The organism is Hydrogenophilus islandicus (assembly GCF_054657095.1).
On sequence record NZ_BAAHXE010000014.1, the window covers coordinates 17,352 to 38,202 of the forward strand.

The 20,851-nt window shown below is 65.0% G+C and carries 19 protein-coding genes; 10 read left to right on the forward strand and 9 right to left on the reverse strand.

Annotated elements, in window-relative coordinates; all coding sequences use genetic code 11:
* The first annotated feature begins 14 nt into the window (after window positions 1-14).
* The 8 genes from ACYQ6T_RS05845 (at window position 15) to ACYQ6T_RS05880 (ending at window position 6,809) form a co-directional block, all read left to right on the forward strand.
* The gene (locus tag ACYQ6T_RS05845) at window positions 15-596 is read left to right on the forward strand and encodes a pilus assembly FimT family protein (protein WP_459828739.1); all 582 of its coding nucleotides are present in this window, start codon (window positions 15-17) and stop codon (window positions 594-596) included.
* A complete protein-coding gene (locus ACYQ6T_RS05850) occupies window positions 581-1,063 on the forward strand; it encodes a prepilin-type N-terminal cleavage/methylation domain-containing protein (RefSeq protein WP_459828741.1) in 483 nt (160 codons plus the stop codon). Before ACYQ6T_RS05845 ends, ACYQ6T_RS05850 begins: the two co-directional genes overlap by 16 nt.
* A complete protein-coding gene (locus ACYQ6T_RS05855) occupies window positions 1,060-1,962 on the forward strand; it encodes a type II secretion system protein (protein ID WP_459828743.1) in 903 nt (300 codons plus the stop codon). Before ACYQ6T_RS05850 ends, ACYQ6T_RS05855 begins: the two co-directional genes overlap by 4 nt.
* A complete protein-coding gene (locus ACYQ6T_RS05860) occupies window positions 1,959-2,471 on the forward strand; it encodes a pilus assembly PilX N-terminal domain-containing protein (protein WP_459828744.1) in 513 nt (170 codons plus the stop codon). The genes ACYQ6T_RS05855 and ACYQ6T_RS05860 overlap by 4 nt, the downstream gene beginning before the upstream one ends.
* A gap of 85 nt (window positions 2,472-2,556) precedes the next feature.
* Entirely contained in the window at window positions 2,557-3,543 is a 987-nt protein-coding gene (locus ACYQ6T_RS05865; RefSeq protein WP_459828746.1) for an Rpn family recombination-promoting nuclease/putative transposase, read from the forward strand.
* Between the two features lie 241 nt (window positions 3,544-3,784).
* Window positions 3,785-4,189 (forward strand): prepilin-type N-terminal cleavage/methylation domain-containing protein, encoded by a 405-nt coding sequence (locus ACYQ6T_RS05870; RefSeq protein ID WP_459828748.1) that lies wholly within the window; start codon window positions 3,785-3,787, stop codon window positions 4,187-4,189.
* Window positions 4,186-4,464: a hypothetical protein gene (locus ACYQ6T_RS05875; protein WP_459828750.1), complete on the forward strand. Its 279-nt coding sequence runs from the start codon at window positions 4,186-4,188 to the stop codon at window positions 4,462-4,464. Before ACYQ6T_RS05870 ends, ACYQ6T_RS05875 begins: the two co-directional genes overlap by 4 nt.
* 104 nt (window positions 4,465-4,568) lie before the next feature.
* Window positions 4,569-6,809: an O-linked N-acetylglucosamine transferase, SPINDLY family protein gene (locus ACYQ6T_RS05880; RefSeq protein WP_459828751.1), complete on the forward strand. Its 2,241-nt coding sequence runs from the start codon at window positions 4,569-4,571 to the stop codon at window positions 6,807-6,809.
* Window positions 6,810-6,822: 13 nt separating this feature from the next.
* On the opposite strand, the gene ACYQ6T_RS05885 is transcribed toward ACYQ6T_RS05880, so the two are convergent.
* The 9 genes from ACYQ6T_RS05885 to ACYQ6T_RS05925 are packed head-to-tail and all read right to left on the reverse strand — an operon-like array spanning window position 6,823 to window position 18,325.
* The gene (locus tag ACYQ6T_RS05885; RefSeq protein WP_459828753.1) at window positions 6,823-7,395 is read right to left on the reverse strand and encodes a hypothetical protein; all 573 of its coding nucleotides are present in this window, start codon (window positions 7,393-7,395) and stop codon (window positions 6,823-6,825) included.
* Window positions 7,396-7,414: 19 nt separating this feature from the next.
* Window positions 7,415-8,632 carry a type II secretion system F family protein gene (locus tag ACYQ6T_RS05890; RefSeq protein WP_459828755.1) on the reverse strand — a complete coding sequence of 406 codons (1,218 nt, stop codon included), beginning with the start codon at window positions 8,630-8,632 and terminating at the stop codon, window positions 7,415-7,417.
* Between the two features lies 1 nt (window position 8,633).
* Window positions 8,634-10,331, reverse strand: coding sequence for a GspE/PulE family protein (locus ACYQ6T_RS05895; RefSeq protein ID WP_459828756.1), 1,698 nt, complete (start codon window positions 10,329-10,331; stop codon window positions 8,634-8,636).
* A complete protein-coding gene (locus ACYQ6T_RS05900) occupies window positions 10,312-10,692 on the reverse strand; it encodes a hypothetical protein (RefSeq protein WP_459828758.1) in 381 nt (126 codons plus the stop codon). The genes ACYQ6T_RS05895 and ACYQ6T_RS05900 overlap by 20 nt, the downstream gene beginning before the upstream one ends.
* On the reverse strand, window positions 10,682-11,341 hold the full coding sequence (gene pilO, locus ACYQ6T_RS05905) for a type 4a pilus biogenesis protein PilO (RefSeq protein ID WP_459828760.1): 660 nt from the start codon (window positions 11,339-11,341) through the stop codon (window positions 10,682-10,684). The genes ACYQ6T_RS05900 and pilO overlap by 11 nt, the downstream gene beginning before the upstream one ends.
* Complete coding sequence (locus ACYQ6T_RS05910) at window positions 11,338-12,003, reverse strand: hypothetical protein (RefSeq protein WP_459828762.1); 666 nt, start codon at window positions 12,001-12,003, stop codon at window positions 11,338-11,340. Before ACYQ6T_RS05910 ends, pilO begins: the two co-directional genes overlap by 4 nt.
* Window positions 12,000-12,941 (reverse strand): type IV pilus biogenesis protein PilM, encoded by a 942-nt coding sequence (locus ACYQ6T_RS05915; protein WP_459828764.1) that lies wholly within the window; start codon window positions 12,939-12,941, stop codon window positions 12,000-12,002. The genes ACYQ6T_RS05910 and ACYQ6T_RS05915 overlap by 4 nt, the downstream gene beginning before the upstream one ends.
* A gap of 39 nt (window positions 12,942-12,980) precedes the next feature.
* Window positions 12,981-14,414 (reverse strand): ExeA family protein, encoded by a 1,434-nt coding sequence (locus tag ACYQ6T_RS05920; RefSeq protein ID WP_459828765.1) that lies wholly within the window; start codon window positions 14,412-14,414, stop codon window positions 12,981-12,983.
* An 8-nt stretch (window positions 14,415-14,422) separates the two neighbouring features.
* The gene (locus ACYQ6T_RS05925) at window positions 14,423-18,325 is read right to left on the reverse strand and encodes a DUF3683 domain-containing protein (RefSeq protein WP_459828767.1); all 3,903 of its coding nucleotides are present in this window, start codon (window positions 18,323-18,325) and stop codon (window positions 14,423-14,425) included.
* Window positions 18,326-18,544: 219 nt separating this feature from the next.
* Between ACYQ6T_RS05925 and ahpC the strand changes: the two genes are divergently transcribed.
* On the forward strand, window positions 18,545-19,108 hold the full coding sequence (gene ahpC / locus ACYQ6T_RS05930) for an alkyl hydroperoxide reductase subunit C (protein WP_459828768.1): 564 nt from the start codon (window positions 18,545-18,547) through the stop codon (window positions 19,106-19,108).
* Window positions 19,109-19,266: 158 nt separating this feature from the next.
* Complete coding sequence (gene ahpF / locus ACYQ6T_RS05935; protein WP_459828769.1) at window positions 19,267-20,841, forward strand: alkyl hydroperoxide reductase subunit F; 1,575 nt, start codon at window positions 19,267-19,269, stop codon at window positions 20,839-20,841.
* The last annotated feature ends 10 nt before the right edge of the window (window positions 20,842-20,851 follow it).

The window sequence follows — 20,851 nt, forward strand, 5'->3', positions numbered from 1 at the left end:
GGCGGGTGGCGGCGATGGCGTGGCGGACGGGACGGCACTGTCGTGGTTTTACCCTCGCCGAGCTCGTCGCGGTGATCGTGATCCTCTCGGTCCTCACCTTTGTCGCGCTGCCGCGCCTCACCGACATGGAAGATTACTGCGCCGCCGAGTACCGAGACACGCTGCTTGCGGCGCTCCGCTTCGCGCGAAACGGCGCAGTCGCCCACCGCCGGCCGGTCTGCGTCACCTTGACGGGAGGGGGCGTTGCGGTGATGATGGCCCATAACGCTGGCGGTGAAGCGTGTAGTGGCGCAGCGCGCTCCCCCTTCTACCCGCCCGACCTCGCCGCCGGCGATTCGGCACTCCAGGGAAGTATCCTCGTCGCCCCTGCCCGCTGTCGCGCTCAGGTGACGGTTGCGGCCAGTGACACCCCCTTTCTCTTCTGTCCGCGTGGCGACCTCCGTGTCTCTGGCGCTGCATCTGCGTGCAGTTCATCGCTCTCTGGCGCGGGGAGCGGCCCAGGTGGGGTGGTGACGGTCACGGTGACCCATACCGGCGGATCGTCGCTTCCGGCGATCTCCGTTTCACCTGCGGGAGGGATATGGGTCGAGGGCTAGCCGCGCAGCGCGGCGTCTCGCTGGTTGAGATGGTCGTGGCGATCGTCGTAGTCGCGGTGGGCGCGGCGGGGGTGCTCGCCGCGTTCCTCGGTGCGGTACGCGGCTCGGCCGATCCGCTCCTCGTCAAACAGCGCTACGCCTTCGCCGAAGGGTTGATGGAAGAGATCCTCGCGCGGCCCGTGAGTGGCGATGGGGTTCATCCCTCAGCGACGCTCCCCTGTCCCGACCGAAGTCCATTCGATGAGGTCGCTGATTACCACAATCTGACCCTCCAGGGGGTCTGCCGGCCTGACGGTACAGCGGAAAACATTCCCCAGCAAAACGGGCTTACCACCACCGTTACTGTCGGGGACACCTCGTTTGGCCCTGCTGGAGCGACCATTTCTTCCAAGCGGGTGGCGGTGACCGTGCAGTTACCCACCGGCGAGTCGGTTGTGTGGGTCGCCTATCGGGCAACGGGGTTATGAAGCGGCTCAAACGTCGCGCACGCGGTTTTACCCTCGCCGAGCTCGTCGCGGTCCTCGTGATTATCGGGGTCCTCGCGGCGCTCGGGGCGCAGATGTTCGTGCCCGCACTTCTGAGCTACCGCGACGTAGCGAGCCGCGCTGAGGTGAGCGAGATGGCCGACGCCCTCTTCCGCATGGTGGCGCGGGATGTCACGCGCGCCGTGCCCAATTCTCTCGTTGTGCAAAGCAACTGTCTGGTGATGATCCCCGCGCATGCCGGGGCCCTTTTTCGTCGTCAGAGTGATCCCCGCGATGGCAACGGGGACGGAAATCCCGACCATCCGGGCGCCCCCTTCGACCTGGCGAGCGGTTCGGTGACACTCAATGCGACTGTCGATCTCCTCTCCCCGCTACCCGACACTTCGTTCCTCAATCGAAGCGGATCGGCTGTGATCGGCGCAACCGGAACGCCGCCAGGCGCTGGCAGGCCCTACGATCAGAATTACCGTGCGCGAGCGACGCTACTCGATCAATCGGCCGATTCCGGCGCCGGGGTAACTCACAGCGGCAGGCAACTCCGGTGGCAGGAGAATGCAAGCGGCAAAGGGTGGGTAAGCTACAGCGGCAGCAAACTCTTCTGGGTGGACGATCGGGAGGCGATGGTCGGCTACCGCTGCAGCAACGGCGCCTTTGAGCGTGGAGTGGCGACCGCGATCGACAACAATCCGAGTTGTACAGCCGGTTCCTGGCAGCAGTGGACAACGCTCGCACGCCGCCTCGATTCCACCAACCCCTGCGACTTTGTGCGCTTCTCCACCAACGTCGCAACCGAAACCCTTTGGTTCCGCGTTAATTTCCGCTCCCGTACCGGCGAACTGCTTCCCTTCGCCGCCGGGGTTCTGGTGGACCGTACCCCATGAGACGGCAGACGGGCTTTGGGATCCTCTGGGCGATTCTCCTTCTCGTCGTGCTCTCGGCGCTCGGCACCGCAGTGCTCCGTTTTGCCTCTACCCAAAACGTTACCGCCGCGAACGACGCCGTCGGGGTGCAGGTCTATTTCGCTGCGGTGAGCGGCACCGAGTGGGGTGCGGCGCAGGTGGTCTCGTCGGCTACCCCCCCTGACGTTTTAGAGTGCACTGGGAACTGGCCATTTCCCGATGCGGTTCCCGGTGCGCCGCCCGACGCGGTTCCCGGTGCGCCGATCTGGGTGAAGGTCGAGTGCGAGCGAACGCCAGCCAATGATATTTTCTGCGACGGCGGTGAAGCCCTTGTCATCTACCTGATTACCGCAACCGCCTGTAGCCCTGTCGCGGATGGCACGTGCCCCCGCACCGACGCGACTGCGCTTCTTCCGGGATATGTCGAACGGCAGGTGGTCGCGACGGTTCGGTGGCGAAAAGAAAACTACCGCGACTGCATCACCCAGTAAGTTGAGGTGGAGTTACCGTTTGGGGCGGACAACGTCGGAGAGGGAACAAACAATCGCATTGGGAATCGTCAAAGAGAGTGCCTCGATGAGCGACCACGACAGCGGCTACAAGCTCCTCTTCGCCCACCCCGAGATGGTGCGGGACTTGATCCTCGAGTTCGTCCCTGGCGATTGGCAAACGCTCATCGACTTCGCGACGTTGGAACGCATCAACGCCAGTTTCGTCTCGGATGAGGGCAAAGCGAGGCACGACGACATGATCTGGCGGGTGGAGCTTGCAACAAAACCCCGCGAGACGCTCTACCTCTACCTGCTCTTTGAATTCCAGTCGAAACCTGACCGCTGGATGGCGTTGCGGCTTTTGGTCTACATCGGGCTCTTTTACCAGGACCTGATCCGGCAAAACCGCTACCTTCGCCGTCTCCCGCCCGTGCTTCCGATCGTGCTCTACAACGGCGAACACCGTTGGCGGGCGGCGACCGAATTTTCAGCGTTGATCGATCCGGCAACGCCCGAAGTGTTGCGCGCTTACCTCCCGGAACTCCGATACGTCCTCATTGACGAAGGGCGGTATGATCCCGCGGAGCTCGCCCACCGCCAAAATCTCGCCGCGGCGCTCTTTCGGCTAGAATTGGCCCGTACACCTGACGAGATCCGGCAGGTGGTCCAAGAGCTCATCCAGTGGCTGAAGGCCCCCGAGCAGCGAGAGTTGCGCCGCACCCTCACCAAGTGGCTGCTCCGCCTGATGCGTCGCCGAGTCACCCAAACCGAGATTCCCGAGGTTCAAGATCTTTTGGAGGTGGATACCATGCTTGCCGAACGAATGAAGCGTTGGACCAGAGAATGGAAGGAAGAGGGATTTAGGGAAGGAATTGAGCAAGGCGAGCTTCTAGGCAAACGCGTCGAAGCCGCATCGAACCTCCGTCGACTGCTTGCCAAGCGTTTTGGGCCGATCCCTGCGGAAGTGGAGCTACGCATCTCGGCGACCTCCCTTGAGGAGCTCGAGGCGTGGTTTGACCGCGCGATCGACGCCCCGACGCTTGAGGCGGTTTTTGAGCAGCAGGGCGGGTGATCCCAGCTCCTTTGAAGGTGCGCGCGGTTTCCTGTTGGATGTGGTAACCGCCTAATCTTGGCCATCGCTTTGGAAATCGTCAAAGAGCCCTGGTGCTTGCCCACGGCACGCTGTCCCATGAGACCTTTAGCCGGCTGTTCCGTTCTCCATGCGATTGTCCTGCTACGCCGCGTGGGGAACTTGTCTTTGCCCGGGAAGGGGGCTATACTTCGTAATGTATCAACCCGATAGGAGGTGTGCGATGAAGGTCAAAGCGTCCGGTTTTACCCTGATCGAACTGGTGGTGGTGATCATCATCTTGGGGATTTTGGGGGCGATTGCTGCACCGAAGTTTTTCAATTTCCGCAGTGACGCCGCCGAAGCGGCGGTGAAAGGGGCGGCGGGCGCGATGTCGAGCGCGTTCGCGATGAACTACGCGAAGTTTCAGATCAACAGTACCGATCCCACTGTGACCCGATTCAGTGCTGCCGGCGCTTGCGCTGCTGCCTCAAGCTCGATCATGCAGCCCGCGTTGGATGGTAACAAGTTCGCCGTGGCGACCGACGCCACTTGCAGCACAGTGGCTGGAGCAACCACTACTTGCACGTTGAAAAGCCTAGACGACACCTCTAAAACCGCGACGGTGACGGTGATCTGCACCGGATGAATAGTCTGATCGACGCGCGCGCGGCGGCGTGGCAGCATGAGTGGCTCGCGGTGATGCCGCGCCGCAAGAAAGCGAGCAGCGCCGAATGGGAGGCGGCGATCGCCGCCTTTTTGCGGGCGATTGAGCGACTTCAGGCGGAGTCGCCCATCGGCTTGTGGGGGCGGGTGCGGGTGCTCCACCGCTTTCAGCGCTGGCTCGCGGCGTCGAGCGGAATCGACAAGGAGCGGCTGCGGCCGCTCGTCGTTGCGATTGCCCTCAACCACCTCTTGAAATAGCAGCTCGATCAGGTGGCGCGAGAGACAGATCAACCTCGACAGCAACCACTTGGTCCAACCCGACACTTCTAAGGGCTGCAATCGTGCTCGCTACCTGACCGGCGATGGCGAAGGGTCACGCACCTGGGTGGTGGCAACGGGCACTCTGGCGCCTCTTTCGCCGCTTCGGTGGTTTTGCCTTTGAGCAGGCGGCGTGGTCGCGCGCCGCGGCACAGGGCGACGCGGCGGCGATGCAGCAGCTCGCAAAAGCGGCGCTCGACGCGGGCGATAGCGACGAGGCGACCCGCTGGGCAGAAGCGGCGCTCGAGGCCGAGCCGCCAGCGGAGGTCGCGGCGCGCGCGCACGTGACGCTCGCCGCCGTGGCGCGGCTGCGCGACGACTTTGCCGCTGCCGAGGAGCACCTCAACGCAGCGCTCGCGTGTGACCCCGCGTCGCCCGCCGCGCGGACGAACCTCGCGGAGCTCATGCTGCAGCGCGGCGAGGGGGAGCGGGCGCTCGCGCTTCTCGACGCAGTACTCGCCGATACCCCCGACTTTTTTCCCGCGGCGGTGAACCGCATCGCGGCGCTCGTTGAGGTGGGGGCGTACGCCCGCGCGCGGCAGGAAGGGGAGCGGTTGCGCCGCCGCCACCCCGATTCGCCGGAGCTGCTTCTCAACCTCGCGTCGGCCTACCTGCAGCTCGCCGAAGGGCGCAAAGCGGTGCAGCTCGCGAAGCGCGCCCGCGCGCTCAAGCCGACGATGGCCGAGGCGCAAATTTTCCTCGCGGTGCTTCTCGGCGACATGGTCGAGCTGCGGGGATTGGTCGACCACCTCGAGCGGGAGATGGCGCTCAAAGGGGCGACGATCGAGCGGCTGTCGCTGCTCGCAAGCGCCCACCAGGCGGCCGGGAACCTGACCCGCGCGCGAGAGCTGGCGCTCGAGCTCCTCGCGCGGTCGCCGGGTCACCTCGGGGCGCGCATGACACTTGCAGCAGTGCGCTCCAACGCCGGCCACGTCGAGGAGAGCGACCGCTTCTACGCCGCGCTCTTCGAAGAGGCGGGGCACCTCTGGGGGATGGCGTCGACCTGGTGTTTCGAAGGAAACTACCTCCCCGATCTGACCGTCGATGCGCTCTTTGCCCGCCACACCGCGTGGGCTGAGCGCTACGGGGGTGACGCTGGAGCGGGGGAGGAGCAGCACGCGCGCGAGCCGATTCTCGCTGCGCAGGCTGAGCTGACTGCGAAGCGGCCGCTGCGCATCGGGCTCTTTTCTGGCGACCTATGTCAGCACCCCGTGGGGGCGCTTCTTGCCGACGTCGTGCCGCGTTTGCCGCGCTACGGGGTTGAGGTGGTCGCCTTCTCGACGACACTGCGCGAGGATGATCTGACCCGTTTCTTGCGGGAGCAGGTCGCGGCGTGGCACGAGGTCCATGACCTCGACGACGATGCGCTCGTCGCGCTCGCTGCCAACGAGCGGCTGGCTGTTGCCGTCGACCTCGCGGGGCACACCGCATTTCACCGCCTCAAGGCGTTCACTCGGCGGCTTGCGCCGGTGCAGGTGACGTGGCTCGGCTACTTCCACTCGACTGGGATCGCGGCGATCGACTACCTCCTCACCGATCCCGGGACCTCGCCGGAAGCGCTCGGGCAGCGCTTTGCCGAGACGCCGATCTACCTCGGGGAGAGTCGCTTCGCCTTCATGCCGCCCCCCTACGCGCCGCCCGTTGCGCCGGCGCCGAGCCGCCGCGGGTTGCCGTTTACCTTCGGGTCGTTCAACCGGCTCAACAAGATGAACCGCGAGGTGGTGGCCGTTTGGGCGGAGATCCTGCGGCAGGCCCCGGGAAGCCGCCTCTGGCTCAAGGCCGGGGCGCTGCGCGACCGCGGGGTGCAGACCGACGTCGCCGACCGTTTTGCTGCGCAAGGGGTGGGGCGGGAGCGGCTCGTCTTCTCGCCCGGCGGACCCCACGGCGAGATGCTTGCGGAGTTTGCGATGGTCGATCTCGCGCTCGACCCGTTTCCGTTTACCGGCGGGGCGACCACCTTCGAGGGGCTGTGGATGGGGGTGCCGTGTCTGACGCTTCCCGGGGCGACGATGGTGAGCCGCCAGACCCACGCGATGAATCGGCTGTTGGGGCTCGAATCGCTGTTGAGTGCCGCGTCGATCCGCGACTACATCGCGCGCGCGGTGGCGTTTGCCAGCAACCCTGAGCCGCTCTGGTTCCTGCGCGAACGGTTGCGGCAGGAGGTTGCGGCAAGCCCCCTGGTGGACGGCGAAGCGATGGCGCGCCGCTTTGCTGCGTTTCTCCGCGCCGCGGTCGCTGCGGCAGTGCGCGGGGAGCGGCTTCCTCCCTATTCCCGCTTCGACTAAGTAGACTCAACCCTCAGCATCCCCCCACATCATAACTCACCAGTGGCGGCATCCCTTTGAGCGGCGCTGGCGCGTAGCGCACTGCGCATTGCGGGCGGTTGTCGAGGCGCATCTCGGCATATTCGCCGTCGAAGCGGTAGTGGAAGCGCGCGGCGTTCTCTTCGCGCGAGAGGAGGACCTCGAGGCTCTGCTGCTCGGCGGTCGGGGTGCCGAAGTGGAGATTGACGCCGCTATTGCCCACGGCACAGTCCGGGTGGTTGAAGCGGTCGCGGACGGCGCCCGTCGCAAGGTTGATGCACGCCTCCTCGGCGGTAAAGTGGTTGGTGAGCGCCGCCCGCCCCATGATGTAGGCCGCTTGGCGCTGGACGGTGGCGCTCGCGCGGGCAACCGCGAGCACACGGTAGCCCGCTGCGAGTTCAGAAAAGAGGGTGTAGGCGACGAGCGTGATCGTGGCGTAGAGGGTCGCGGCCAGCCACAACTCCGGGCGGTTTGCTCCCATCGTGCGCAGGCTCCAGACGAAAAGGGCGACGAAGAGGAGGCCCATGAGGATCGGCACGGCGGTGGCGACAGTGTCAAAGGAAAACATTGTTGTTTTCTCCTCTCCTCTAACGGCGGGCAAACGAGAGCATCTCCCACATCGGGAGGAAGATGCCGAGCGCCAGCACCAGCACCAGCCCTCCCATGATCACGACCATGATCGGTTCGATCAGGTCGGAGAGGTGTTCGATGTCGTAGTCGACTTCGCGCTCGTAAAATTGGGCCACTTCGCTCATCATCTCGTCGATCCGGCCGGTCTCTTCGCCAATTGCGAGCATCTGCAGGACCACCGGCGTGAAGACACCGGTGCGGGTGGCGGTGGCGAGGATCGATTCGCCCCGTTCGATGCCGTTCAACATCGCGAGGATCTTTTCAGCGAGGTAGTCGTTGTCCGTTGCGCGGGCGACGCTCAGGAGCGCCTGGGTGATTGGAACTCCGGCGCCGATCGCCATCGCAAAGGAGCGGGCAAAGCGTGCGAGGGTGGCGCGCAGCACAATATCGCCGATCTTGGGGATGCGAAGTTTGGTGCGGTCCCACCAGAGCCGCCCAGGACCGGCAGCAGTCCAGCGGCGAAAGGCGATCGTTCCGCCGCCGATTGCGGCGAGCACAAGCCACCAGTATTGCGCCATGAATTGCGAGACGGCGAGGATGATCCGGGTGGGAAGCGGCAGCTCGGCCTTCATCGACGCGAAGATGCCGGCAAAGGCGGGGATCACGAAAGTGGTGAGCACGCCAATCGCGATGCCTACCGCGACGAGGACGATCAGGGGGTAGCGGAGCGCACTCTTGATCCGCATCACGGTGGTGCGGTCGCGCTCGAGGTTTTCAGTGAGGCGCAGAAGCGCCTCCTCAAGCTTGCCGCTCTCCTCCCCCACCCGCAGCATCGCCAGGTAGAGGGTGGAAAAGATTTTCGGGTGGCGCGCGAAGCTGCCGGCGAGCGAGCGGCCGGCCTGGAGGTCGGTGGCAATCTGCCGCAACGCCGCCGCGAGGATCGGGTTGGGGGTGTTTTCGGCAAGGCGCAAGATGCCAGTGAGGATCGGGACGCCCGCTTTGGTGAGGCTGTAGAACTGCCGGGTGAAGAGCAGCACATCGGCCAATGTCGGTTGCGGTTGGAGGAACTTGGGGAGCGTCACCTCCCTCTTCGCGGCAGAAGCGGCGGCGATCGTCACCGGGATGAGGCCGCGGGCAAGGAGTATCTGGGCCGCAGCGTCGCGGGTGGGGGCCTCGACCTCCCCTTGCTCTTCGCCGCCGGTGCGGCGTCGCGCGCGGTAGCTGAAGCGCGCCATCTCAGATCACCTCGCCGCTCATCGCGATCACTTCGCTCAAGGTGGTCACCCCTTGCGCGACGAGCTCGAGTCCATGCTCGAGTAGGGTGCGGTAGCCGGGGGTGGTTTTGACCAGCCGGTTGAAGGTGGCGAGGTCGTTGCGCCGCAGCGCGTCGAGCATCTCGAAGTTGGGTTCGAAGTACTCATAGACGCCGACGCGCCCGCGGTAGCCGGTGCCGTTGCAGCGGGTGCAGCCGCGGCCGCGCTTCGGTTCGAGCGGGGTGATCTGAAAGGTGAGCCCTTGGAGCCAGGCGCGGATGGCGTCGTCGGGGGTGTCGGGTTCGATGCAATCGGGGCAGATGCGGCGCACCAGTCGCTGCGCGACGACGGCGCGGATCGATGCCGCAAGGAGAAACGGGGGTGCGCCCATGTCGACGAGCCGCTCGACGGCGCTGGGGGCGTCGTTGGTGTGGAGCGTCGACAGCACCAGGTGACCGGTGATTGCGGCGCGGATCGCAATCTCGACCGTCTCCCCGTCGCGGATCTCGCCGATGAGGATCACGTCGGGGTCTTGGCGCAGCGCAGTGCGGAGGATCTCGGCGAAGGTGAGGCCAATCTCGGGTTTCACCTGGACCTGATTGACCCGCTCGAGGCGGTATTCGACCGGGTCTTCGGCGGTGATGATCTTGCGCTGCGGGGTGTTGAGCTCTTTGAGCGCGGCGTAGAGCGTCGTCGTCTTCCCCGAACCGGTGGGGCCGGTGACGAGGACGATGCCGTGGGGGCGGTTCACCTGTTGCCGGAACCGTCTGAGGATCGGCGGCGGCATGCCGAGCTTTTCAAGGTCGAAGCGCGAGAGGTCGTTCTCGAGCAGCCGCATCACCACCGATTCGCCGTACTGGGTCGGCATCGTCGAGACGCGGACGTCGAAGCGGCGGTTGCGCACAGTGATCGCGAACCGCCCGTCTTGCGGCAGCCGCCGTTCCGAGATGTCGAGTCCCGACATCAGTTTGATGCGCGAGACGACCGCCGGCGCGATCCGCTTCTCCTCGACGATGCTCTCTTGGAGGACCCCGTCGATTCGGAGCCGCAGGCGCAGGACCTTTTCGTCAGGTTCGATGTGGATGTCGCTCGCGCGCGCAACCGCAGCGTCCTCAAAGAGTGACTGCAGGAGCTTGACGACGGGGGCGTCGCTGACATCTTGGGCGCGCAGCAGCGCGTTGAGGTCGGTGTCGCTCTCAGCAAGCTCTTCGCCGAGGTCTTTGGCGATACGGGCGATCTTTTCGGTTTGCCGGTAGAGGGTGTCGAGGGTTTCGAGCAGATCCTCTTCGCGAACGATCGCGACGTCGGGGTTGGCGTTGAGCGCCTGCGCAATCTCGTCGTAGGCAAAGAGATCGGTGGGGTCGGCGAGTGCGATGAGCGGCGGTGGTCCCTCCGAGAGGAGCAGCGCCCGGTGGCGCCGCGCAAGGTTCTCCGGGAGTTTTTTGGCGACGTTCGGATCGAGGGGGTAGCGTTTGAGGTCGATGAAGGGGAGGTTGAGCTGGCGGGAGAGCGCTTTGAGGATGCGCTCCTCGGTGGTCATGCCGAGGTCGACCAGCAATGTGCCGAGTTTGCGGCCGGTGCGCTTCTGCTCGGCGAGTGCGATCTCGAGCTGTTCTGGCGTGATTTCGCCGGCTTGAACCAACAGTTCGCCGAGGCGAACCCTACGGAGCGGTGCGGCCATTGGTCGCCTCCTGGGGGAGGAGAGGAATTGCGACAAGGGGTTCGACCCGCTCTTCGCCCGCAGGGGTACGCCAGATGAGGCGGGTCGGTTCGATCGCGTGCAACTGGTATTCTGCGATACGTTCCCCCTCCCGGACCATCTTGCCGGCGACGCGTGCCCACCGCTCACCGTCGAGGGAGAGGATCATCTGCGGTTTGAGGTTGACCCCAGCAGACTCGCTCGCTTCGCCGGCGGCGGGAATGGCGGGGAGAGCAGGACGGAAGGGGTCGGGAAGGGCGGAGGGCGCGACGCCGCTCTCGCTCCACACCGGGGAAGCGAGCAGAAAGAGGGCGACAGCGAAAGCGCAGCGACTAGAAGGCAAGCCAATCCTCCTCCCAGCTGAGGGTTTCCACTTCCATCACGAGCGTCAGGACAGGATAGCGGGCGGTGGTGATCGCGATCCGCCGCCACTGGGGGGCGCGGGGAAGATTTTCGACGTGGCGCAGGAATTGAACAATCTGAGGGAAGGTCCCGCGCACCGCGAGGCGGAAGGGGTGACGGATGAGTCGCGGGAGTTCGGCGCGCTGCTCTGGCGGAATCGCGTCGATCTCAAACGGTTCGGGGGGGAGGCGGTCGAGAGCGACGAGTTCGACCGGGGCGTTCTGGACGATTTCGCTCAAAAGTGTTCGGGTCTCTTGCGCGGTGATGAGGGTGGTGCGGGCAGCGCGCAGCTGTTCGTCGAGACGGGCAATTTCGGCACGCAGTTGCGCAAGCTCCCGTTCGCTGCGCTCAACGAAGTCGGGTTGCGCCTTTTGGGCAAGGAGCGCAAGTTCGGTTGCGAGCACGCTGTTTTCCCGTTGCCGCGCTTCGAGCGTCTCACGGGTGGTGCGGGTCTTCTTTTCCAGTGCGGTGGCACCCCATTCGCTCCAGACTGCTGCGACGATCGCCACCGCAGCGGCGGTCAGGAGCATCCGCTCGCGCGGAGTCCGCTGCTCGAACCATTGGATCGCGGGGTGGTTGCGCCACTTCACGGCTTCTCCTTCCGGCTTCGCTCTTGCGCGGCCTTGAGTTTGGCCTCGTCCTTTTCGGTGGTGAGGAGAAAGCTCAAGCGTGTGGGATTTTTCTCGGCGTCCGGGAGCCAGACGGCAAGGATCGGGAAGGAGAGGCCTTGCAGCAGCGGCTGCTGCGCTAAGGCGTTCAGGTAGGCAGTCAGTGCTCGGTCTTGCTGGGTGGAGCCAAAGAGCGAGAGCTCAGGGCGGAGATTCCCGCGGCAGCAGCGCAGCTCCAGTTCGGTGAGCCAAATGGCGTCGTGGTGGGCGGCTGCGATCGCGGCAATGAGCGCCGAGGGGGCGAGTTGCACCGCGGCCGGTTGGCTCTGTGCTAAAAGGGCGAGGTAGCGCTGACGGGCGTCGATCCGGGCGCGCAGCCTCTTCTGTGCGTCGTCAAAGCGCGCGATCGCGGCGTTGTCGGGGATGAGGCGCTTCAGTTGCGCGATCGTGCTCTGGAGCTCCTGGCGGATGTTCTCCTCCTGCGCGAGGAGCGCGCGGGTGGTGCTGTTTTGCCACAACAGGTAGGCGGCGTGGACGGCGATCACGACGCCGGTCAGCAGCAGCGCAGCGATCAACCAGGTGATCGACCAGGGTTGAGGCTTGGGGCGAAATTCGTCGAGGTAGAGGTTGAGTTCCCGTTTCATGCGTCAACCGGGGCGAGCGCAGCGCCAAGTGTCAAAGCGAGTATACCGAGCGGCAGGGCTTCGGGGGGAGAGGGGGTGAGCATCTCCGCGGTAACGGGGGTCAAGGGGAGTCGCAGCTCGGGGGTGAGCGCCGCGACCATCTCCGGGTTCGGGGCGATGGCGTCGATCACCCAGATCTGCTGCGGAGTGGGATCGACGAACTGGGTGTCGTAGAAGTCGAGTGTGCGCTGCAGATCGAGCCCGAGCGCAAGCGCCCCGGATGCGGGGTCGGAGGCGAAGAGGCGGCGGCCGATGCGGCTCAAGCGAAAGAGGTAGAGCTGGGTTGGGGAGGCGACAACCATCAGGCTCGACTCCTCTTCGACGAGCAGGAGTAGCGCGGGGGAGTCGTTACCCGGGGAGAGGAGCGGCAAGAGGCGGCGCAACGCCTGTTCGGGAATCTCAATGGTTTTGAGGAGAAAGCCCGCTTTTTGGGACGATTCGATGAGGGAGAGGATGAGTGCACGTTGGGTCACCGCACAGTAGGCGAGCGGTTCGCTGCTTGGACGGCGCAGCGCCGGCACGTCGACGTAGTCGACGACGAGCTCGTCGCTCGCGCGCTCTTCGGCTTGCGCGGTGAGAAAGGTGAGGGCGGCGCGCCGCTCCTCAGGCGGCAGGTCAGGGGCGTTGATCTGCACCAGTTTGGCGAGTGTTGGCGGTAGCACAACATGGAGGGGCACTTTTTTGCCGTTGAGCCGTTCTGCGAGCTGTACCCAACTCTCGGGGTTGGTGAAGACGTTCACGGCAGGGAGCGATGCTGCGGCCTCGACGCGTGGGGCGGTGGGGTCACCTACATGCCACCTTACCCCCCACAGGGCATCCGGTGCGGCGGCAACCGCGATGCGAGTTGAACTTCCCTGCGGTGCGCGTGGAGTGAGGAGGCGTTTGACGACGGTAAACATGGCAATCAGTTACTTTTTATCTCATTATAACCGAATCGCTCACGGTTTCCCGCCCGCGAGTTCGACGAGCTTCGGCTCCTCGAGCAGCACATCGGCCGGCAAGGTCAGGAGCGCTTGACTGGCGGCGCTGGCGCTCCGGTAGGGGCCGATGAGAACGCGCAGGATGGGGCCCGACGCGGCGAGCGTGAGTTGCCGGTCGCCCCCGAGCCGTTTTTTCCATGAAAGGAGCGCTTCCTGCCCGCCGCGCCCGGAGGGAGAGATCCGCGCAAGTTCGATCGCATGGGTGTAGCCTGCTTGGCGCCAGCGGGCAAAGAGGGCGTCGACCGTCTCGATTGCGGGGGGTTGCGGACGCTTCTCTGGCATTGTTGGAGCGGGCGCTGGCTGCGGGGGTGGGAGGGGAGGTGTCTCACGGCGCTCTTCAGCGGGCTGCGCGGGAAGGGAAGGGGGCAGCGCCGAAGGTGGTGGGGGGGGGTGTGCTGGCGGTAGGGTTGATTCATCCGTGCGAGCGGCAGTGATCTCGGGGTGGGCACGAACCTCTTCGGAGCCACTCGACAAAAGCTGGTCGAGCGGCAACCACCGCCACGCCACCACCGCGCCTGCGAGTGTCGCGAACAGAAGAAGAGCGGCGGCGAGTGAGCGCGCGCGCCTCATTCGGGAGAGCCCCCAATCGAGCTCCCGCTCGGCGCGGATTACGTCTTGGCGTTCGACGCGCTGGCTCCCCCGCGCAAACGCGGCAAGGAGCGCTTTGTCGGCGAGAAGGTTGATCCGCCGGGCGATCCCGCCGCTCGTGCGGGCGATGCGGTCAATCGCCGCAGGGGTGAAGGGGTTTTCCCGTTTGAGTCCCGCGGCGCGGAGGCGAAATTCGAGGTATTCGCGCACGTTGGGCTTTGCAAGTGGCGGGAGGAGGAAGCGGTGGACGATCCGCTCGCGGAGCGGCCGAAGGCGTTCGTCGGCAAGGAGCGTCGTCAGCTCTGGTTGGGCGAAGAGGACGATCTGCAGGAGTTTGTGGGTCGCGGTCTCGAGGTTCGCGAGCCGCCGGACCTCGTCGAGCGACGCCGCGGGCATCGCGTGCGCCTCGTCGATGATCACCACGGTGCGCTGTCCCGCCTGGTAGCTGGCGATCAACGCGCTGTTGAGCTGGTCGAGGAGGGTGCCGGTAGCGGGTGCGCCGGTGATGCCAAGGTCGTGGGCGATCGCCGCGACGATTTCGTTCGGGGCGAAGGCGGGGTTCGCGAGGTAGGCGACGCGCCAACCGAGCGCTTCGAGCCGGGCGGCGAGGAGCCGCGCGAGCATCGTCTTGCCGCTGCCCACCTCGCCCACCGCGATGGTGATCCCTTCGTCGGTGGTCACCGCGATGGTCATTGCCTCGAGGAGCCGCCCCCGCTCGCCCCCTTGGTAGAAGAAGTGGGGGTTGGGGGTGATCGAGAAGGGGGGCTCCGTGAGACCAAAGTGGGCGAGGTAGAGGGTGGACATCGCGCGACCTACAGCAAGACCCGCTCGATGCCGCCCGCGCGCACCTTCGCGACATAATCGGCGAGCCAGTTTTCGCCGAGGCGGTGCTTCGCGAGCTCGACCACCAGGTAGTCGGCGTCGAGCCCCCCTGCGTCGTCGGCGTAGCGCGACAGCCCCTGGAGGCAACTGGGGCAGCTGGTGAGCACCTTGATTGGGACGTTGGGCTCTTCTTTGCGGATCAGCGCCGCATCCTTTTCGAGCTCCTCTTGCTTGCGGAAGCGCACTTGGGTCGAGACGTCGGGGCGGGTGACGGCGAGCGTTCCCGACTCGCCGCAGCAGCGGTCGGAGAGTTTGACCTCGGTGCCCGTGAGGCTTTGTGCGACGGAGAGCGGGTTGTACCGTTTCATCGGCGTGTGGCAGGGGTCGTGGTAGAGGTAGCGCACCCCCGTCACCCCGTCGAGTTTCACCCCTTTCTCCATCAGGTATTCGTGGATGTCAAGGAGCCGGCAGCCCGGGAAGATCGCCTCGAACTGGTATTTGAGGAGCTGGTCCATACAGGTGCCGCAACTGACGATCACCGTCTTGATGTCGAGGTAGTTGAGGGTGTTCGCGACCCGGTGGAAGAGCACCCGGTTGTCGGTGACGATCTTTTGCCCCTCGCGCTCGAACCCGGCAGCAGTCTGGGGGTAGCCGCAGCAGAGGTAGCCCGGCGGCAAGACGCAGGTGGTGCCGACATGGTAGAGCATCGCCTGAGTTGCGAGTCCCACCTGGGAAAAGAGCCGCTCGGAGCCGCAACCCGGGAAGTAGAAGACCGCCTCCGACTCTTCTGGGGCGACGCGCGGGTTGCGGATCACGGGGATGATTCGATCGTCTTCGATGTCGAGGAGTTGCCGCGCGGTCCGTTTCGGGAGGTTGCCCGGCATCGGCTTGTTGATGAAGTGGATCACCTGCGCGCGCACGGGGGCTTTGCCACGGGTTGCGGGCGGTTGTTGCGTCTGCGCTTGGGTGAGCCCCAACCGTTTCGCCGTGCGGTAGGCGAAGCGCTGCACGCGGTAGCCGAGATCGATCATCGCGGTGCGGAGGAGCTTCACCGTCGTCGGCTCTTTCACGGTGAGGAACGCCATCGCGAGCGCTGTTCCCGGGTTGAACGACTTTTTCCCGAGCTTGCGGAGGAGATTGCGCATCTGGATCGAAACGTCGCCGAAGTCGATGTCGACGGGGCATGGTTTTAGACACTTGTGGCAGACGGTGCAGTGGTCGCCGACATCTTCGAACTCCTGCCAGTGGGCCACCGAGACGCCGCGGCGCGTCTGCTCCTCGTAGAGGATCGCCTCGATGAGAAGCGACGTCGACAGGATCTTGTTGCGCGGGCTGTAGAGGAGGTTGGCGCGCGGCACGTGGGTCGAGCAGACCGGTTTGCATTTGCCGCAGCGCAGACAATCTTTGATCGCGTCCGAAATCCCTTTGAGGTCGGTCTGCTCCATGATGAGCGACTCGTGCCCCATGAGGCTGAACGACGGGGTGTAGGCGCGCGCAAGGTTGCCGCCGGGCATCAATTTGCCGCGGTTGAAGCGCCCTTCGGGGTCGACCCGTTGTTTGTACTCCCAGAAGGGGGCGAGCTTTTCCGGTTCGAGGTAGTCGAATTTGGTGATCCCGATCCCATGTTCGCCTGAGATCACGCCGCCGAGGGCTTTCGCAATCGCCATGATGCGGTCGACGACGGCGTTCGCGCGCTGCAGCATCTGGTAGTGGTCGGAGTTGACGGGAATGTTGGTGTGGACGTTGCCGTCGCCCGCGTGCATGTGGAGCGCGACAAAGAGCCGGCCGCGCAGCACCTCCTTCTGGATCGCCTGGAGCCGCTGGTGGGTTGGGGCGAAGAACTGCCCGGCAAAGATCGCCTCGAGCGGGGCTTTCAACTCCCGCTTCCACGAGACGCGCACCGAGTAGTCCTGCAGCCGGTGAAAGAGGGTGGGGTTGGGCGCATTGTTCTGGTAGGGGCCCGCTTCGATCCCGTACGCGGCAAAGTGGGCTTCGGCTTCTGCCAGCGGCAGGTCGAGCGAGTCGTAGAGCCACTGCCAGCGCCGCTTCACTTCGCGCACCAACTCCAGCGCCTGCGCCCGCTTCTCTTCGATCCACTCGGGGGGCGGGGCGGTCTCGCCGTCGGCCTGCGCGACGGGAAGGCGCTCATTCATGAGAAACTGCTCGATTGCGTCGCAGATTTCGAGCTTGTTCTCAAGCGACAACTCGATGTTGATCCGCTCGATCGCGTCGCAGTAGTCGCCCATGCGGGGGAGCGGGATCACCACGTCCTCGTTGATCTTGAAGGCGTTGGTGTGGCGGGAGATCGCCGCGGTGCGCGATCGGTCGGCCCAGAAGGCTTTGCGCTGCTCGGGGCTCACCGCGATGAACCCTTCGCCGCCGCGGAGGCTCCCCATGCGGACCACTTCAGAAGCTGCGCGCATCACCGCCGCTTCGTCGTAGCCGACGATGTCGCCGATCAGCACCATCTTCGGGCGGCCGTGCCGTTTCGCTTTCGTTGTGTAACCGACCGCCTTGACGTAGCGCTCGTCGAGGTGCTCGAGCCCCGCGAGTTTCACCCCTGCGGCGTGACCCGCCCCGCCCGGTTTGAAGTAGTCGGTGATCTCGACGATCGCCGGCACCGCTTCGCGCACCTGGCCGAAGAACTCGAGGCAGACGGTGCGCTGGATCGGCGGCATCTCGTGAAGCACCCAGCGGGCGGCGACGATGATCCCGTCGGTCCCCTCCTTCTGCACGCCAGGAATCCCGCCGAGGTACTTCTCGGTGACATCTTTCCCGAGGCCAGGCTTGCGCAGCGACGCCCCGGGAAGCGTCAGGAGCTCTTCGCCCAACGGGGCGTAGCTGATCCCGTCGAACCGCCGCAGACGGAACCGTACCGTCTCCTGTTCGTGGATCTTGCCGAAGTTGTGGTCGAGCCGCTCGACTTCGAGCCAGTTGCCGTCGGGGGTGACCATCTTCCACCACGCGAGGTTGTCGAGCGCCGTCCCCCACAACACCGCTTTCTTGCCGCCAGCGTTCATCGCGATGTTGCCGCCGATGCACGAGGCGTCGGCGCTGGTGGGGTCGACGGCAAAGACGCGCCCCGCTGCAGCGGCTGCCTCCGCGACCCGCGCGGTGACGACCCCCGCGCCGGTGCGAATCGTCGCGTAGGGCTCGGCCATCGGTCGGCCGTCGCGGTCAGGGAGATGGACCATCTCGACCGGGCTCATCATGAGGAGCTTTTCGGTGTTAATCACCGCGCTCTTTGCGTCGAGCGGCACAGCGCCGCCGGTGTAGCCGGTACCGCCGCCGCGCGGGATGATCGTGAGCCCGAGCTCGATACAGGCGCGCACGAGCGGCGCGATCTCCTCTTCGCTGTCGGGGCAGATGACGACGAAGGGGTATTCGACCCGCCAATCGGTGGCGTCGGTCACGTGGCTCACGCGGCTGTGGCCATCAAAGAGGATGTTGTCGCGGCGCGTGTAGCGCGAAAGTTTTTTCACTACCCGCTCGCGCAGCCGTTCCGTCTCAGTGAATTGCTGGGCGAACCGTTCGATCGCTTCGCGCGTCAGCGCCACAAGCCGCCCGACCCGTTCGGCGCGCGCCGGGTCTTCGTGGGCGGTCGCCTGCCGCCGTTTCTCCACTTCGTTCAAGCGGTGGTAAAGGGCATCGATGAGTGCCTGCCGCCGTTTCGGGTGGGCGAGGAGATCGTCTTGCAGGTAGGGGTTGCGTTCCACCACCCATATGTCGCCGAGAATCTCGTAGAGCATCCGGGCGCTCCGACCCGTCACCCGTTCGGTGCGGAGCGCCGCGATGATCGACCACGCCTCTTCGCCCAAGAGACGAATCACGATCTCACGGTCAGAGAGCGACGTGTAGTTGTAGGGGATTTCGCGCAAACGTGGAGAGGTCATCAGCAATCACTTCCTGGTGAAATTTCTTTCGATTGTATTCGAACCGAGCGGTTCCGGCGCGCTGCAGCGGTCAGATTGCGGTAAACAATCAAAACGATTGTTGGCCGCAATTGGAATTTATCGCGGGAGCTCCTAAAATGGTTCCTGTGCCGCTCAGCACCCCAGGGTTGGGCGGCGATGTCGAGTCCTGGGTTTTTGTCACAACAAGGAGGTACTACGATGAGTTTGGTCAACACCCAAGTTCCCGCGTTCAAAGCGCAAGCCTATGTCAACGGCCAATTCAAAGAGATCACCGACGCCGATCTCAAAGGCCACTGGTCGGTCTTCGTCTTCTACCCGGCCGACTTCACCTTTGTCTGCCCGACGGAACTCGAGGATCTGGCTGACCTCTACGACGAATTCAAGAAGATCAACTGTGAAGTCTATGCGATCTCGACCGACACCCACTTCACCCACAAGGCGTGGGCAGACGCGTCGCCCGCGATCAAGAAGGTGAAGTACCCGATGCTGGGCGACCCGGCTCAGAAGCTCTCGCGGGCGTTCGACGTCCTGATCGAAGAGGAGGGTCTCGCGCTGCGCGGGACCTTCATCATCGACCCGAACGGGGTGATCAAGGGGATGGAGGTGAACGACAACAGCATCGGCCGCAACGCCACCGAGCTGCTGCGCAAAGTCAAAGCGGCGAAATATGTAGCCGAACATCCGGGTGAGGTCTGCCCGGCGAAGTGGAACGAAGGGGCCGAGACGCTGAAACCCTCGATCGACCTCGTCGGCAAGATCTGATCTTCTGATTTCCTTCCCTCCGGCAGGCGGCCTCTTAGCCGCATGCCGGTCCCAATCCCAACAGAGAAGACAAGAACCCCCGCGCCGAACGGCGCGGCAAAACCCCGGGGGGGAGCCCCCCCTTTTGCCCCGCCGTTTGGATCGAAAGGAGAACGATCATGGCACTACTGGATAGCGAAACCCGTGCTGCGTTGCGGCAATACCTCGAGCGGCTGGTGGCGCCGATTGAGCTCGTCACCGCGTTGGATGAGAGTAGCGCCGGCGCGCAGCTTGCTGAACTCGTCGAAGAGATTCGTGCCGCCTCCCCCAAGGTCACCGTCCGGGAAGCCGTGGGTGATGAGGTTGCTGGGGGACGCCGGCCGGCCTTTGCCGTTGCCCGTCCGGGGGAGGCGCCGCGCGTCCACTTTGCCGGCTTGCCGCTCGGCCACGAGTTCGCTTCGCTCATCTTGGCGCTCCTTCAGGTGAGCGGCTACCCCCCGAAGGTCCCGGAGCACCTCCTCGACCAGGCTAAGAACCTCGACGAGCCGCTTGCGTTTGAGGTCTACGTCTCGCTTTCGTGCCACAACTGCCCCGAGGTGGTGCAAGCAGCCAACACCATGGCGGCGGTGAACCCCAAGGTGACCGCGGTGATGATCGATGGCGCCCGTTTTCCTGAGGAGGTTGCAGCGCGCAACATCATGGCGGTGCCGACGATCTATCTCAACGGCGAACTCTTCGGCCAAGGGCGTATGGAGCTCGGTGAGATCCTGGCGAAGGTCGACCGTGGGAACGACGAACGGCAGCGGGCGCGCCTCGAGCGCAAACCTCTCTTCGATGTGCTCATCGTCGGCGGTGGTCCTGCGGGGGCAGCGGCGGCGATCTACGCGGCGCGCAAAGGGGTGACCACCGGGATCGTCACCGAGCGCTTCGGCGGGCAGGTGCTCGACACGCTGGCGATCGAGAACTTCATCTCGGTCAAAGAGACCGACGGCCCGAAGCTCGTCGCCGGGCTCGAAGAGCATGTCCGGACCTATGAGGTCGACATCATCAACCACCAAAAGGCGGTCGCGCTCCGCCCCGCGACGGAGTCGACCCCCGCGGCGGTGACGCTTGCAAACGGCGCGGAACTCAAAGCGAAAACGGTGATTCTCGCCACCGGCGCGCGGTGGCGGGAGCTCAACGTTCCGGGGGAACGGGAGTACCGCGGCAAAGGGGTCGCCTACTGCCCCCACTGCGACGGGCCGCTCTTCAAAGGGAAACCGGTCGTCGTCGTGGGCGGCGGCAACTCGGGGGTCGAGGCGGCGATCGACCTCGCCGGGATCGTCAGCCACGTGACGCTCCTTGAATTTCTCGATACCCTCAAGGCCGACGCGGTGTTGCAGCGCAAGCTCCGGTCGCTCGAGAACGTGACCATTATCACCAACGCGCAGACGCTCGAGGTGCTCGGCGACGGCGAGCGGATGACGGGGCTCCGTTACCGTGACCGGGTGACGGGCGAGACCCACGAATTGACCGCCGCTGCCGTCTTCGTCCAGATCGGACTCGTGCCCAACACCGACTGGCTCGACGGCGTGGTGGCGCGCAACCGCTTTGGCGAGATCGAGATCGACGCCCGCTGCGCGACCAACGTCCCTGGCGTGTTTGCTGCCGGCGACTGCACGACGGTCCCCTATAAACAGATCATCATCGCGATGGGCGAAGGGGCGAAAGCGGCGCTTTCGGCGTTCGACACGCTGATTCGCCAAGGGAGCTGAGCGGTGCGAT